Genomic DNA, 15687 nt, shown 5'->3' on the forward strand with positions numbered 1-15687 from the left:
GGGGAATTCTTAATGATTAATGAAAGCAGTAATATGCTTTTTAACTTATTGGTTATCATAATCGCAATGATTGTTCATCAATTCTGGAATGAAAGTAAGCCTGAAAGTCCATTTGTAAAAAAGTATGGAATTCTCGCCACCTATGGAATCGCTATATTGTTTTGTATGGTATTTTCCTTCTATAAAGATAATGGTTTGAATTTTGATTTGCGGAGGATCCCTCTTTGGTTGGGTACCTTGTATGGCGGCCCTTTTATCGGATTTTTACTCGCAATCGAAACTATCTTCATTAGAATTATTCAAGGTGGTCCGGGTATACTCGGTTCTATTATTAGTACAGTTTCACTGTTTCTCATTGGTCATTTTGTTAGACCTATTTATTTTCGATTGAAAACTTTTAATAAAGTGTTTTTGGCTGCCGGCATTAATATGCTTTTTTCGGTTATTGTTCTTTTTTATGGATCTGACCACCTTATTCAATCAGATACCATAAATTTTTCGATTAACTATCTCATCGTGAACCTTTTAGGGATCATTCTAGTAAGTTTATCTGAGGAAGCGATACGGAAAAATTATCGAAAGCGGATGGAGCTATTTCAAGCGGCCAGGCTCGAGACGGTGAGTCATTTAGCAGCTGCAGTCAACCATGAGGTTAAAAACCCGTTAACCACTGCTCGCGGGATGGTGCAATTACTGAAATATGACCAAACCATGCCTCAGGAAAAAAGAGACTTGTTATTTCAATTAGCTCTAGATGAAATCGACCGCGTTGACCGGGTCGTAACAGACTATTTAACATTTGCCAGACCTTACCCTAACCAAATGGAAAAAATGGATATAGAAGTTTCCATAAAGGAAGCGGTTTCGATTATGGAACCATATGCCAATCAGTATAACGTCCAGATCTCCAATCATCACTCTAGCTGCCAATGTTATGTACTTGGAGAACCAGCAAAAATGGTACAGGCCTTGGGGAACATCTTAAAAAATAGTATTGAAGCCATACCGAATGGTGGAGATATCACCATTAAAACTGATCTCAAGGATAGGGAATGTCATATACGCATACTGGATAATGGTATTGGAATGAGCAGAGAAGTGCTCGAAAGGCTAGGCGAGCCCTATTTTACCATGACGGGAAACGGAACTGGGCTGGGGATGATGGTGGTTTACAGAATCATTGAAAGTATGAATGGCAAAATTAAGATTCATAGTTCACCCGGTAAAGGTACAGAAGTCATCCTTTCTTTACCGGCAATCTTAGGATAAATTTCAAAATGGCGGATTCCCAATTTAAAAGTCAATTGAAATTTAAATTTACTACAATAAAAAACATCCATTAAAAAGCTCTTGAATCCATGATTCAAGAGCTTTTTTTGTCCTAGTTTTTTTGCGATCATCAATTACTTTTTACTGCTTTTTAATTCATAGGGTACATCTGCAGGAGCATCTCCTAACGGCCAATCGTTTGCCTTTTCAGCAAAATCAGGGCGTTCTTTCGCAAGGATAAAGCCTGCAAGGTCCGCAGCTTGTTGATCGCTTAAGCTGCCCTGTTTAATACCGCCCATTTCCCCAAGAGGCATATTTCTTTTAATATAACCTGCTGCTGTTGAGATTCTTCCCATTCCGGCTCCGATATTAAAGGATTTATCTCCCCAAAGTGCCGGACCAGTTGTAGGGCCGGTTCCAGAACCATCTGCTCCATGACATTGTGAGCAGGATTGCTGAAATTGCTTTTCACCATTTGCAAGATCTGGTTTTGGAACGTTTTGCATTGAGTTTTTCACAACCCAAGGTCGTTCTTTTATACCAATTGGCACATCTGTAGAAATATAGTTTAAGTAGGCAACCATCGCCCGCATTTCATCACTAGTTGCTTCCAGCGGCTTACCATTCATACTTCTCTTGAAGCAGCCATTGATTCTGTCTTCGATTGTCAATACTTTACCGGCCCGCGGATTATAAGCGGGATAGACTGCTGTAACACCCGTTAAAGGGGACGTTGCATCCGTTCCGGCCGTACCGTGACAGCTTGAACATGCCAAATTATTGCCTACATTGTTAGGAACTACGGTATTGGTTTCATGCATTAATTTATATCCATATTTAATAGAGTCACCGAGGGGCCCTTCTGGTACTTTATCCAGACTAGGCGGCTGATACGATTTCATGGCTGTTTGTTCTACTGTTGCTTCCTGAGTTTTTGTTGATTGCTTAGCTTCAGCCGGCTTGTCAGAATTGCATCCCGCCAGTAGGAATGCACTGGCTACAATTGTCAGGACATATCCTTTTTGAGTCTTGGTTAACTTAATCATTTTTCCCACTCCTAGTTTCATTTATTTATCTACAATTACTATTAATGCAATTTCCGTGCCAAATCTTTGCTCTAGGATATTAACGGGTTTAAAAAATTTTTTTGCCAACATAGCCATGACAAAAAGTCACAGTGTGACAATTTGTCAGGCTTTTAAAGGAAGACCCATCCTACAAAACATTTATTTGAAGGAGCAGAGGCTTGCTTGTATTGTTCATAAAGTTCTCCTAATTACTAAGGTAGTAATGTTATTTTTTTCGATATAGTTATAAAAAAGAAGACAAAAGTGGAGGCAAATGAAGTGAAAATTAAATGGTATCTTTCTATCCTAATCATCCTTACGATTTCCGTCTTCATTTATCACTATGTCGAAACCAATGAGCAGCCGTCGTTAAAAATCGGCATCGTTATGATGGGAGATAGCCGAAACGAGAAGTTTTCCGGGTTGCAACAGGGACTCCAAGATCTCGGCTATAAGAAGAAAGAAATAAACTTTATTTTAAAAAATGCGAATGACCAAGAGGGACGATTAGAGAGACAAATTAAAGATTTGTTAAAGGATCGTCCCAATTTAATTGTCACTCTTGGCGGGATTGAAACCACTACATTAAAAGCTGAAATGGAGAAACAGCATCTTAACATTCCTATTGTTTTTGCGGGAGTGGCAGCACCGAGGGAAATTGGGTTGATTCAAGACTATCAATCTCCCGGGGGACTTTTAACTGGGGTCAATAATTATCATACAAAGATTTCGGGCAAACGCCTGGAAATATTGCATGACTTAGTTCCGTCAATTAATCGAGTTCTCGTTTTATACGATGATGAGATTGAAATAAGCAGAATCAGTTTAAAAGAGACGGTAGAAACAGCAAAAATACTTTCTATACCAATTTTACCTGTAAATGCGGCTGAATCTGATTTTTTGCAGAGCCTGCAAAAGAGTGTAAGGCCGAATGATGCGATATTAATTTTGCCAGGATTTCGCATTGAATCAGCTACAAAGGAAATTGTCGCGTTATCCCAAAAATACAAGATTCCGACAATGGGAATCTATGAGCATGAGGTCGAGCAGGGCTTTTTAGCCAGTTATGGGGCAAGCTTTTTTGATCAAGGATACCAAGCTGCAAGGTATGTAAGCTTAATTATCCAAGGAAACTCACCAGGAGACCTTCCAGTTGAGGTGCCAGACCGGATCCGTTTTATTATTAATGATCAGGTGAGAGGTAAATTAGGATTTTCCTTAAATAAAAATATTGGGAGCATGGCCGAAACGATAAACCCAGCAAAAGGGGAGGGGTTGGAAAAGAATGAGTAGAATCAGAAATACTTTTATTAATTCCATCCCTATTCGAAACAAGGTCCTAGTATTTGGATTAATCATGTCCTCTGTGCCTCTCTTGCTAATCAGTTTTTACTATTACTCTTTTATAAAAGCAGATTTAGAAGAAAGAATCATAGATAAACAGAAACTGATACTCGAGAATCTCTCTAATCAAATTGAAATGGAGTTTGATCAAACGATTCAGCGAATCCAAGTATTTTCTTCCTTTAAAAATCTTCAGATGGAAAAAGATACTTTATACGAACTTCTTGTAAAAAATGACTCAATAGAGGAAGTTGTTGTCACAGATAAAAATGGAACGGTGGAGAAGAGGGTTTCCCGTTACAAATTGAATCGCCCAGAGAAAAATGAAAACTGGTTTACGAAGGACATGTGGTCTGCCTTTCAGAAGAAGGAAAAAATCTACGGGGGAGTCGAGTTCAATCAGTTCGACCAACCGGTGATAAAGCTGGCGGTTCCCTTTTACGATAATGGTGAGAGAAAGGGTATTGGCGTGGTGGTACAATTGCAGAAAATCATCGGGCAAATTTCCTCTCTTCGTCCTAACGATTCTGCGTACCTTTATTTAGTCGATCGAAATGGGAAAGTGATTGCCCATCAAGACTATCGTAAGTTGTGGGCAAAACAGGAGCCGGTTAACCCAAAAGAGGTATTAGGGGTAAAAACAAAAATAAACGAACTTGACTGGACACTTGTGATGGAACAGCCGAAAGATACAGCCTATCAACCCATTTATCATATGATGAAAAGCGGGTTTTGGGCAGCTGCCCTAGTTACCTTAATTGTTAGCTTTATTAGTGTTTATGCTGGCTTTTATTTTACAAAGCCGATAATTATATTAGAGAATGCAATGAGAAAATTAACAATTGGCTCCAAAAATAAACCAGTAGAAATTACAAGAAAAGATGAGCTGGGACAGCTAACAGCATCGTTTAATGAAATGAGCAAGGAGCTTGAGGATAAAACCATCAGGCTGGCACAGGAAAAAGAACGACTAGATGTTGTGGTCAGCGGAATAGGTGCCGGACTGGCACTCATAACGAACCAATATGCCGTCACGTGGATGAACCCCATTTTGAAACAATGGTTAAAAGACGACCAGGTTTCTCTTCCTTGTTATAGGTTAATAGGCGAAAAAAACTTACCATGCGAAAATTGCCCCTTGCCTTGCCCAGAGAAGGAGACTGCAGTAGATAAAGTAATGAATTTGAAATTCGATGCCGGGACAGATAGGATTTTTAGACGACGTGTTTTTCCTCTAAATCATGCAATTGCTGGAGAAGGGGAATTCCTAATTGTGATAGAGGATATTACCGAGCAAAAACATATGGAGGAAAAAATCATTCAAACGGATAAACTCGCAGCGTTAGGGCTCATGGCATCCAGTTTTGCCCATGAAGTGAATAACCCGCTTACAACAATAAATGTTTACGCAGAAGACTTGATGGACCGTATCCAAGATGATGAACAAATCGTGCATGAAGAAGTATTTTTATATTTGAAGAAAATTAAAGAAAATACAGAGAGATGCAAAAGAATAACTGGAAATCTCCTGAATTTCTCCCGAAAATCAAATTGGACATTGTCCCGTATAGATTTGTCTGAAACGATTCAAAACAGCATTAGTTTAGTTGAATATTCGTTAAGAAAAAATCACATCAAGCTGGAAGTAGAGATGGGGGAAAACCTTCCGAATATTGCTGGAGACAGCATCAAACTGATGCAAGTGCTTGTCAATTTAATCAATAATTCCGTTGATGCCATGCCTGATGGCGGAATAATTAAGATTGGAGCCAAAACAGACAACATGAATCTTGTATTAATAGTTTCTGATAATGGAAGTGGCATTTCAAAAAGAATTCTCCCGAAAATTTTCGACCCTTTTTATACAACCAAACCGGTTGGTAAAGGGACAGGACTTGGTTTATCCGTTTGTTATGGGATCATCCAGCAATTCGGGGGAACGATTGAAATCGATAGTGAACTGGGAATGGGTACCACTATAGAAATTCACATTCCTGTTGGGAGGGAAGAGAAGCGATGGCTGCAGCAAAGCTCTTAATTGTTGACGACGAGAAGGATTTACTTGAGCTTCTGGTTCGTCGATTAAAACGTAAAGGATATGAAGTGGAGAGTGCAGAAAATGCAGAAGATGCGTTATCTAAATTAAAAAAACAATATTATGATGTGGCGGTTTATGATATAAGGCTCCCAGGGATGGACGGAATTTCCCTTTTAAAAGAAACAAAGAGATTACAGCCTGAAACAGAAATCTTAATGCTGACCGGCCATGGAACGATTGAAACAGCGATTGAAGCCATGAAGTTTGGCGCCTTTGATTATATCACCAAACCGTATAATCTTTCAGAATTAGAGCTGACCATTGAAAAGGCCAAACAAAGCAAACTGTTAAAAACGAAGAATGATAGTATGAGGAGAATTATCAAGCAGCAAAATGAATTTCATATTATCGGGGAAAGTCCAAATTTCAAGCAGGTATTGGACTTGATCAGAAGAATTGCAAGCAGCGACGTTCCTGTTTTGATTGAAGGGGAAAGCGGTACTGGCAAAGAGTTATTTGCCAAGGCTCTCCATTATTGGAGCATTCGTTCCGAAGAGCCGTTTGTGCCGGTGAATTCCGGGGCATTGCCGGAACAGCTGCTGGAAAGTGAACTATTTGGCTATGTAAAAGGAGCGTTTACCGGTGCAAACCAGGACAAAAAGGGGCTTGTAGAGGCCGCGGACGGGGGGACCTTGTTTTTGGACGAACTTGGCGAAATGCCGCTTTCTGTACAAGTAAAGCTATTAAGATTTTTGGAATCCGGAGAATTTAGAAGGGTTGGCGATATCAGAGAGAGGCGCGTAAAGGTACGGGTAGTTGCCGCGACCAATCGGGAGATGGAAAAGGAAATAGCGGAGGGCAAATTTCGCGAGGACCTTTATTATCGTTTAAACGTAGTAAAGCTGGTGATTCCTCCGCTTAGGAAACGGAAAGAAGACATTCCATTGTTAATTGATTGTTTTATTAAACAATCAAGGACACCCCATAAAAAGCTGTCTCCTGATGCGATTGAGGCGCTTTGCTGCTACTCCTTTCCAGGGAATGTAAGGGAGCTGCACCATGTTATCGAGAGGGGATTGCTCTTATCGACAGGTGAATGTATTGAAACACATGATCTGCTGCTTCCCGTTGACAAAAGACCAACAGAGCTGGAGGCCTCTTCTTATTTTACATTAGAAGAACTAGAAAGGAAGCATATTGCATCTACTCTGAAGAAACAAAATTGGAATAAGACGAAAGCAGCCGATTCACTAGGGATTAGCGTGAGGAATCTTTATCGAAAAATTGAACAATATGGATTAAACGGGGAATGAATAGGGCAAATTGTCAGTATCCTTACAACAGAAATGGCACCTAATGGAAAGTAGGTGCCATTTTTTGAATTGAAGCGTTGAACCCATTCCAGCATATCAAACCATTCCATAAAAATTACTCTTCTAGATTTTAAAAAATTTCATTATTTTCAAAAACTAAGTCGACAAATTTTGAAAAATTTAAAGTATAATATGAATATTATTAATAGAATTTTGGTAACGGTATACGAAAGGTAACGAAGATGAGTATCGTAAAGGATTTTTTGCTACAGCTGACTCTTACGGTCATTCCCATATTTATTTACTCTACCTTTATTACGGAAAAGGTAAAGAGCGAAAAAAATAAACATGTCATAATGACCATTTTGTGGGGGATTTCAATAATACTTTGCATGTCCTTTCCAGTGAGTTTTGGTCAAAATGCCAGGTTGGAGTTAAGAATTATCCCTCTTCTGTTAGGAAGCCTATACGGAGGATTTTGGCCGAGTATTTTCCTCGCGGGCCTAATCCTACTGTATCGACTTAATTTCGGCATCAGCGTGGGTTTTTATAATACCGTACTTGTCTTATTGATATCACTTCCTTTTATATTGTTTTTTCAAAAGTCTTTCAAAAAGGCGAAAAAAGATAAAAGGGTTAAAATTGCAGTGGGCCTTTCCGTTTACTACTGTTTAATTGGCCTTACTGTTTTTGGGATGTTAAGAGGTTTTACGTTTGAACATCTTAAAGTACAGATGATTCATTTGATTTTTGCTGTCGTATTTACCTGGTCCTTCACTTTGTTAATTGAAAAAATCAGGGAGATCCACCAGCTGCGGCTAGAGATGCAAGACTCAGAGAAATTACGAGTAATCAGTGAGTTAACAAGTGTTTTTGCTCATGAAATTAGAAATCCGATGCAGGTGACTCGAGGTTTTCTGCAGCTTCTTGACGAACCCAATTTGGCTCAAAAGAAAAAGGAATACATCCAGCTATCCATCGAAGAATTAGATCGAGCCAATGAAATTATTAATGATTTCTTATCTTTTGGGAAACCAACCATCCATAACGAAATAAGAGTTGATGTAGGAAACCAATTACATCGTGTGGTTAATCTTATTCACAGTTACGCCCTTGGCTATAATGTTGAGATAAAAACGGATATTTATGAAAATGGTTGGATTTATGCTAATCCTCAAAAATTAAACCAGTCCTTGATTAATATTTTGAAAAATGCAATCGAGTCGATGCCGACCGGTGGAATGGTGTGGATTTCATGTGTTTCAAATGAAGATGGGTATATAAAAATTAGCATTAAGGATCAAGGAATCGGGATGAGCCAAGAGCAAATCGACCGGCTTGGCTCTCCGTTTTATTCCTTAAAGGAAAGCGGGACGGGACTCGGAATGATGGTAAGCTTTCAAATTATCAGTTCTTTTAAGGGGAAGATCCAAGTGAAAAGCGAAAAGGGAGTGGGGACAGAATTTATTATTCTTTTGCCTCAGATAGCCTAAAGCGAAAATAATATTTGGAAGGATTATTAAACCAAGCCGGATTTTTTCCGGCTTGGTTTTTTAGTAAAAATGAAGGGACAAGTGGATTACATTCAATTTTGCAGGATTAAACACACTAATCAAAACAACTACCTTCATTTGATAATTAGACAGAATACCGAATTAATTTTTGTCCTAACAGATTTGTTTTTTGTACTTTGTTATAAAACTCTCAATAGTTATGATCTCTTCCAAGGCATGGAACATAAACATGACAGGGAACAACCAGATTATGTTTTCAATATTAATAAGTTCATGAAATGTTTCAATCATAATATTCCTCCTGACCTGATTCGGGAAACCGAAGCATGTCTAATAATCTATTTTTATGCCATGAAAGGAATTTCATTACTTATATGTTGAACACGCTAACTGAGTGATAATGGAAACTAAGAGAGCAAAACAAAGACACCCTTGCAGCGGCAAGGGTGTCTTTACGTACGTCCCGAAGAGGATTCGAACCTCCGACCTACAGTTTAGGAAACTGTTGCTCTATCCTGCTGAGCTATCGGGACAAATTTACAACTGAATATTTAGTTCCATCACACAAAAAAGTGTGGCTAAATCCCGTCCTGACCTCAGTAAGCTTAATCAAGCAGCAGTTCGGTCAGTAGGCTGAAGCATATTCAAGGGAGCGGATTCGAACGTGCTGAGCTATCGGGACATTTAAAATTAAGGAACGTTTATTATTATAATTCGAACTTCGAAAAAGGTCAATAATGAAGTTTAGCGAATTGGTAGTTCCTTAATTCTTTTGGTGTTTCCGTTTCCTTTTTCACGGAAGATTAACCAGACGATTAGGCTAAGTGAGATTAACAGCGCTTCAAGCGATAAAATATAGTATGGGTATGGCCCCAAGACGTCTAATAAACTTGCTGTTTTCGGTTTATGGCTTAAATACATATAATTTCCGCCGACTAGTTTATTGATCCACATGATGATTGGCATTAACACATTTAAGAAAACAAAAAGCTTTACGACAGACCAAATGGTAGGCCGGTAGCCCCTAGCCCATGTAAAGTAGAGCACCACCCAAATATCCATTAAATGTGTGTAAAAGAAATGAAAGAAACGAAAATGCGGGAAGTCAAAGTTTAAGGCTGGGGTGAAAATGGCCTGTGACGCTCCCAATAGGGCTGTGAACAACAAAATTTCGTATATGATTTTCTTCCTAGTTAATAACAAAAGAACAGTTAAAATTAAGCTGATGCTGCAGAGTTCTAATGGAATAGCGTGACTAACGTCCCAGTCTCCGTTTATATACATCCAGAAATGATAGGTCAGTTCAATTAAAATTAACGAGACCGCTGCCCCAATCTCCGCCTTTCTCCATTTGTTGTTGTCGAAAAATTTTTCCCGATTTACAAAAATTGCAGTGGATCCTAGAAGTAAGATGGCAATGATCATCCAATGACTGTTTGAGAACATTTCAAAATCAAAGTCTTTATAGCTGCCCCCAAACCAATCCATCGACACCATCTCCTATTTCCATTCGATTTTAAACACTTCTAAATATATTATGACCGTTTTATATGCTGCATGTAAGGACCTATCGGTTTGCAAATTATTACAAAATTTTACAAAAAATATTTAAGTTTTGATCAAAGGTCTTACTTCTTATAATTTTTTGAAAACGCTACCAAAGTTATGGGGATTAAGTACCTTTTGACTATTGGAAAATTTTGATATGTTTGAATAGTACGATTTTATTAGGAGGGATGCTCTTGTTAAAAGTATTATCAAAAACGGGTCTAACATTGGCGTTGGCAGGAAGTATCGCATTGGCGGGATTCCAGCCGGGCGGGGAAGCAAAACAGGCTTCTAGTACATATGGTTTAAGTTTGGCGCATTATGTAGGTGCGTCTCCGGAACTAGCTGAAAAAGCTAAGAAGTTGGGAAAAGACCTTTCAAAGGTTGACCCTGCAGAAAAGCTAGCTAACCAAGGGACAAAATTCCAGCAGGCTGGTGACAATCATGTTGCTTACCGTGACGCAAAAGGTGATGTGCCAGTACTTGTTATTTTGGCTAAATATAAAGATGGTGACGAGCCGATTGGGGACCTGCCAGGACAAGTGCCGGCGCATTACTATGAGGATTTGATTTTTGGTGATGAATATAACCCTTATGAGTTAGATTATTTTAAACAATATGCGGAATTTAATGGTGTGAAAGCTCCGACTGATCGCACTATGCATAATGCTTATAAAGAATCGAGTTATGGCAAAGTGAACCTTGTTCGTAAGGAAAACACAGAGTTTGTTTGGGTGGAACTGCCTAAAGGTGCTTCCTACTATTTAGATCAGGAAGGTACGTATGCTGAAAGTGGTAAATATGTTTTAGGTAATGTGAATGGTGATGCCCACACAGGTGAATTTATCCGTGACCTGTTAAAGGCTGCTGATGACCAAATTGATTTTTCAAAGTACGCAGTAGATGGAGAGGTTCCAAATGTATTCGTTATCCATGAAGGAACGGGTGCGGAGTGGAGCGCTGACCCTGCTCAATTTTGGTCACATAAATGGAGTCTATTAAGTGCGTTATATTATGGGAAATACTATGAAACTGGTAAACCTGCTGATGTTTATGCTGGGATGAGCCAGCCTGCGTGGATTAATAAGACGGTTGCGGAGGACATGACGTATGATGGAGTCATCGTCAATAACTACAACATCCAACCGGCCATCGGCGGGAACGTCGCTGGATTTAACGAGGCTACTGGTGGTTACGACGAAGCAGCGAAAACGGGTCCATATCCTGCTACTGCCGGGGTTTATGCCCATGAATTCGGCCACGCTTTAGGATTGCCGGATTTCTATGATACAGCATACTCATCTGAAGGAGTAGGAAACTATTCCATGATGGCAGGTGGCTCTTGGATGCGTTATCCAGATAGTGGGGCTTATTCCGGAAACTCACCGACTCACTTTGATCCTTTTTCAAAAGTATTCTTAGGATGGGCTGAGCCGATTGAGGTTAAACTAGGGGATGCTGTTAAGGAAATCACGTTGCCAGCAATTAATAAGGCTGCTGCTAATAACGGTATTGTAAAAATGGAAGTCCCAAGTTCCAATGGAACAGAGTATTTCTTGTTTGAAAATGTCCAGCAGGACGGATTTAACAAAGGGTTAATTCGCCAAGGTGCTGATTCCCATGGTTTAGTAGCATGGCATGTTGACGAAAATATCATCAGTCTCTATCAGACTGCAGGTTTCCGTCCGAATAACGTCGAAAACTGGATGAACAAACGCTTCCAATCCAACCAGTCATCGAAAGCTAGCGACGGTACAGTTGTTACTCACTATGGATTATCTGTCGTGCAGGCGGACGGAAAATATGACTTAGAGAAAAATAAAAACCGCGGTGATGCTGGGGACTTCTTTAAGACAGGTTCCAAGATTACACCAACCACCTCTAATGTCCATACTGGTTCGTATTATTTCTGGAAGGGTAACAGTGCAACACCGGCCGATTCTGGAATCCATGTAACCGATATTAAAGAAAATGCAGATGGGTCAATTACGGCGAAGTTCTTCTATAATACTAATGAAAGTACAAGATAATAGAAAAGGAGGAAACCTGGGCAATTTTTTTAGCTCAGGTTTCTTGCGTTTTTCATAATATTAGTTTATTAAAAAAATGAGCTAATAAAATTTAAGTAATAAATTATGAAAATGTAGACTACAAAAATCAGGTGAAGTTTCTAATAAAGGTTATTGGAGCCCGAACCTAAGAAAAATCCGCCAGTTCGGTAGCCAATAAAGGGTATGGGAGCCCGAACCCAAGAAAAATCCACTAGTTCGGTAGCCAATAAAGGGTATGGGAGCCCAAACCCAAGAAAAATCCACCAATTCGGTAGCCAATAAAGGGTATTGGAGCCCGAACCCAAGAAAAATCCACCGGTTGGGTAGCCAATAAAGGGTATGGGAGCCCAAACCCGCAAAAAATCTGCTGGTTCAGTAGCCAATAAAGGGTATTGGAGCCCGAACCCAAGAAAAATCCGTCAGTTCGGTAGCCAATAAAGGGTATTGGAGCCCGAACCCAAGAAAAATCCACCAGTTGGGTAGCCAATAAAGGGTATTGGAGCCCGAACCCAAGAAAAATCCGCCAGTTCGGTAGCCAATAAAGGGTATTGGAGCCCGAATCCAAGAAAAATCCGCCAGTTCGGTAGCCAATAAAGGGTATTGGAGCCCGAACCCAAGAAAAATCCCGCCAGTTTGGTAGCCAATCAAGGAGATTGAAGCCTAAACCCAAGAAAAATCCACCAGTTCGCTAGCCAATAAAGGGAATTGGAGCTCGAACCCAAGAAAAATCCGTTGGTTCGGTAGCCAATAAAGGGTATTGAAGCCCGAACCCGAAGAAAATCCGCTGGACCGATAACCCAGATAGTTTTTTCTACCAACAAATAATCCCTTCATTTATGATATAATTGTTTGTCGAAGATAATCGAAAGTTTTGAAACGGTGGAGGAAATTATGACAGCATACACGCCGATGATACAGCAATATTTAGCAGTTAAGGCAGATTACAAGGATGCCTTTTTATTTTTTCGCTTAGGCGACTTTTATGAAATGTTTTTCGAGGATGCCATTAATGCATCCCAGGAATTAGAGATTACATTAACCAGCCGCGAAGGCGGTACAGAGGAACGGATTCCAATGTGCGGCGTTCCTTACCATTCAGCTGCCAACTATATTGAACAATTAGTTGCAAAGGGCTACAAGGTAGCAATTTGTGAGCAAACAGAGGATCCGAAGCAGGCCAAAGGGGTCGTACGCAGGGAAGTGGTTCAGTTAATCACCCCGGGAACGGTGATGGACGGCAAAGGGTTAACAGATAAAGAGAACAACTATATTGCCTCAGTTACCGCTTTCGACGATACCACATACGGACTAGCATATAACGATATTTCTACAGGTGAAAGCAGAGTAACTCTACTGACCAATTTTGACGAGGTCCTGAACGAGTTAGCAGTTTTAGGCGCCAAAGAAGTTGTCGTCGCAAGCAATTTTGACGGTGAACTTCAGAAGAAGATGCGCGAACGCGATGTACTGGCCATTTCTTTTGAGGATAATAGTTCAATAGAGATGAATTTTGCCAACCTTCTTGAAGATTTGAACCAAGATAAATTGAAGCAAACAGCAGCAAGGCTGTTTCACTATCTATACCGGTCGCAAAAGAGAAGCCTTGACCATCTTCAGCCCGTCACAACCTATCAAATCCATCAATTTATGAAAATTGATTACTATTCGAAGCGCAACCTGGAATTAACCGAGACGATTCGCTCGAAAGGGAAGAAAGGGTCGTTATTATGGCTGTTGGATGAAACGATGACAGCAATGGGCGGCAGGACATTAAAGCATTGGATTGACCGGCCGTTGATTGACCGTGAACAAATAGAGCATCGCCATTCATTGGTGGAAGTTCTCATGAACCATTATTTTGAGCGTCAGGAGCTTCGTGAAAAACTAAAGGAAGTTTATGATCTGGAACGTTTGGCGGGTCGTGTTGCCTTTGGTAACGTGAACGCCCGTGATTTGGTGCAATTAAAGTATTCGCTCCTGCAGGTACCATTTTTAAAAGAAATTCTTCTCAACATGCAGGATTCCAGGGTAAACGAAATCGCGGAAAAATTGGATCCGTGTGAGGAAGTTACCGATTTATTAGAGCAGGCGATTGTCGAGAATCCACCGATTTCGTTAAAAGAAGGAAATATCATCCAGGACGGCTACAATGAGCAGCTTGATCAGTACCGTGATGCTAGCCGCAACGGCAAAACGTGGATTGCCCAGCTGGAGCGGGAAGAGCGCGAGAAAACCGGTATCAAATCCTTGAAAGTCGGTTACAACCGTGTGTTTGGCTATTATATAGAAGTAACAAGAGCGAACCTGCACCTTCTGGAAGAAGGCCGTTATGAGCGGAAGCAGACTTTAACAAATGCGGAACGCTTTATTACTCCTGAACTAAAGGAAAAAGAAGCATTAATTTTACAAGCGGAAGAAAAAATTGGCGAGCTTGAATATGAGTTGTTTACGGAAATCCGTGAAACTGTAAAGGAATATATTCCACGTCTGCAAGCTTTGGCGAAAACTGTGAGTGGTTTAGATGTCCTGCAATGCTTTGCACAAGTGAGTGAAAATCGCCGATATGTGAAACCGCAGTTTTCATCAGAACGCCGTGTCGTGGTGAAGGATGGCCGCCACCCAGTTGTGGAAAAGGTGTTAAATACTCAGGAATATGTACCAAATGACTGTTTTATGGACAGCGACCGTGAAGTGCTGTTGATTACAGGTCCGAATATGTCAGGTAAAAGTACTTACATGCGCCAGATTGCGTTGACATCAATCCTAGCGCAAATCGGTTGTTATGTACCGGCATCTGAAGCAGTTCTGCCGATTTTTGACCAAGTATTTACCCGCATTGGAGCAGCAGACGATTTGATTTCCGGGCAAAGTACCTTTATGGTGGAAATGCTTGAAGCCAAGAATGCAATCGCCAATGCCACGCAGAACAGCTTGATTTTATTTGATGAAATCGGCCGCGGGACATCCACTTATGACGGGATGGCACTAGCCCAGGCGATCATCGAGTATATTCATACCCGTATCGGGGCGAAAACGCTATTTTCTACGCACTATCACGAATTGACGGTATTGGAAGAAGAGCTTTCCAAATTGAAAAATATCCATGTCAGTGCGATTGAGCATAATGGCAAGGTTGTCTTTTTACACAAAATTAAGGAAGGCCCGGCAGATAAGAGTTACGGAATTCATGTGGCACAGTTGGCCGAGCTTCCGGCTGAATTAATTGCAAGGGCAAATGAGATTTTGACTGCTTTTGAACAGCAACCAGGAGGTCCTGGGGAAGTGAAGGAACAACGAGTGGCCGTGGCTGCTCCTGCTGCAGTTCAGGAATCAAAAGCAGCGGAGGCTGACCAAGTGGTTCCAGATCATCTCACTCAGCTCTCGTTCTTTGATGAACCAAAGGAAACGAAGAAACCGGAGCTTTCTACCAAAGAAAAGAAGGTTCTTGATAAAATTAAGGAACTGGATTTATTGGATGTTACCCCACTTCAGGCGATAAACGTGCTGTTCGAATTGCAGAAGAAATTAAAGTAGTTTTTAAGG

The 15687-nt window shown here is 40.4% G+C and carries 9 protein-coding genes and 1 tRNA gene; 7 read left to right on the top strand and 3 right to left on the bottom strand.

The window, feature by feature from the left end; translation table 11 throughout:
• Positions 1-12 precede the first annotated feature (12 nt).
• Positions 13-1269 carry an ATP-binding protein gene (locus QNN06_RS11350; RefSeq protein WP_213116250.1) on the top strand — a complete coding sequence of 419 codons (1257 nt, stop codon included), beginning with the start codon at positions 13-15 and terminating at the stop codon, positions 1267-1269.
• 134 nt (positions 1270-1403) lie between these two features.
• Here QNN06_RS11350 and QNN06_RS11355 read toward each other — a convergent pair whose 3' ends face one another.
• On the bottom strand, positions 1404-2315 hold the full coding sequence (locus tag QNN06_RS11355; protein ID WP_217037234.1) for a c-type cytochrome: 912 nt from the start codon (positions 2313-2315) through the stop codon (positions 1404-1406).
• Between the two features lie 300 nt (positions 2316-2615).
• Here QNN06_RS11355 and QNN06_RS11360 point away from each other — a divergent pair, with 300 nt between their 5' ends.
• The 4 genes from QNN06_RS11360 to QNN06_RS11375 all read left to right on the top strand — a co-directional run bounded on the left by QNN06_RS11360 (position 2616) and on the right by QNN06_RS11375 (position 8524).
• Positions 2616-3629 carry an ABC transporter substrate-binding protein gene (locus QNN06_RS11360; RefSeq protein ID WP_213116248.1) on the top strand — a complete coding sequence of 338 codons (1014 nt, stop codon included), beginning with the start codon at positions 2616-2618 and terminating at the stop codon, positions 3627-3629.
• Positions 3622-5718: an ATP-binding protein gene (locus QNN06_RS11365; protein WP_284037574.1), complete on the top strand. Its 2097-nt coding sequence runs from the start codon at positions 3622-3624 to the stop codon at positions 5716-5718. Before QNN06_RS11360 ends, QNN06_RS11365 begins: the two co-directional genes overlap by 8 nt.
• Entirely contained in the window at positions 5697-7031 is a 1335-nt protein-coding gene (locus tag QNN06_RS11370; protein WP_284037575.1) for a sigma-54-dependent transcriptional regulator, read from the top strand. Before QNN06_RS11365 ends, QNN06_RS11370 begins: the two co-directional genes overlap by 22 nt.
• 242 nt (positions 7032-7273) lie before the next feature.
• Complete coding sequence (locus QNN06_RS11375) at positions 7274-8524, top strand: ATP-binding protein (protein WP_217037231.1); 1251 nt, start codon at positions 7274-7276, stop codon at positions 8522-8524.
• A 480-nt stretch (positions 8525-9004) separates the two neighbouring features.
• On the opposite strand, the gene QNN06_RS11380 is transcribed toward QNN06_RS11375, so the two are convergent.
• Both QNN06_RS11380 and QNN06_RS11385 read right to left on the bottom strand, forming a co-directional pair.
• Positions 9005-9078, bottom strand: a tRNA-Arg gene (locus QNN06_RS11380).
• Positions 9079-9289: 211 nt separating this feature from the next.
• Positions 9290-10033, bottom strand: a complete 744-nt coding sequence (locus QNN06_RS11385; RefSeq protein ID WP_213116244.1) for a YwaF family protein — start codon at positions 10031-10033, stop codon at positions 9290-9292.
• Between the two features lie 248 nt (positions 10034-10281).
• Here QNN06_RS11385 and QNN06_RS11390 point away from each other — a divergent pair, with 248 nt between their 5' ends.
• Positions 10282-12123 carry a M6 family metalloprotease domain-containing protein gene (locus tag QNN06_RS11390; protein WP_284037576.1) on the top strand — a complete coding sequence of 614 codons (1842 nt, stop codon included), beginning with the start codon at positions 10282-10284 and terminating at the stop codon, positions 12121-12123.
• Between the two features lie 912 nt (positions 12124-13035).
• A complete protein-coding gene (gene mutS, locus QNN06_RS11395) occupies positions 13036-15678 on the top strand; it encodes a DNA mismatch repair protein MutS (RefSeq protein ID WP_217037229.1) in 2643 nt (880 codons plus the stop codon).
• Positions 15679-15687: the final 9 nt, after the last annotated feature.

The organism is Neobacillus sp. 114, assembly GCF_030127045.1.
Classification (GTDB): domain Bacteria; phylum Bacillota; class Bacilli; order Bacillales; family Cytobacillaceae; genus Neobacillus; species Neobacillus rhizophilus.

Excerpts from the sequence above, each read along its gene's own strand:
- QNN06_RS11375 (WP_217037231.1), top strand. The coding sequence starts at position 7,274 with ATGAGTATCGTAAAGGATTTTTTGCTACAGCTGACTCTTACGGTCATT.
- QNN06_RS11365 (WP_284037574.1), top strand. The coding sequence starts at position 3,622 with ATGAGTAGAATCAGAAATACTTTTATTAATTCCATCCCTATTCGAAAC.
- QNN06_RS11370 (WP_284037575.1), top strand. The coding sequence starts at position 5,697 with ATGGCTGCAGCAAAGCTCTTAATTGTTGACGACGAGAAGGATTTACTT.
- QNN06_RS11355 (WP_217037234.1), bottom strand. The coding sequence starts at position 2,315 with ATGATTAAGTTAACCAAGACTCAAAAAGGATATGTCCTGACAATTGTA.
- QNN06_RS11385 (WP_213116244.1), bottom strand. The coding sequence starts at position 10,033 with ATGGATTGGTTTGGGGGCAGCTATAAAGACTTTGATTTTGAAATGTTC.
- QNN06_RS11390 (WP_284037576.1), top strand. The coding sequence starts at position 10,282 with ATGCTCTTGTTAAAAGTATTATCAAAAACGGGTCTAACATTGGCGTTG.
- QNN06_RS11350 (WP_213116250.1), top strand. The coding sequence starts at position 13 with ATGATTAATGAAAGCAGTAATATGCTTTTTAACTTATTGGTTATCATA.
- mutS (WP_217037229.1), top strand. The coding sequence starts at position 13,036 with ATGACAGCATACACGCCGATGATACAGCAATATTTAGCAGTTAAGGCA.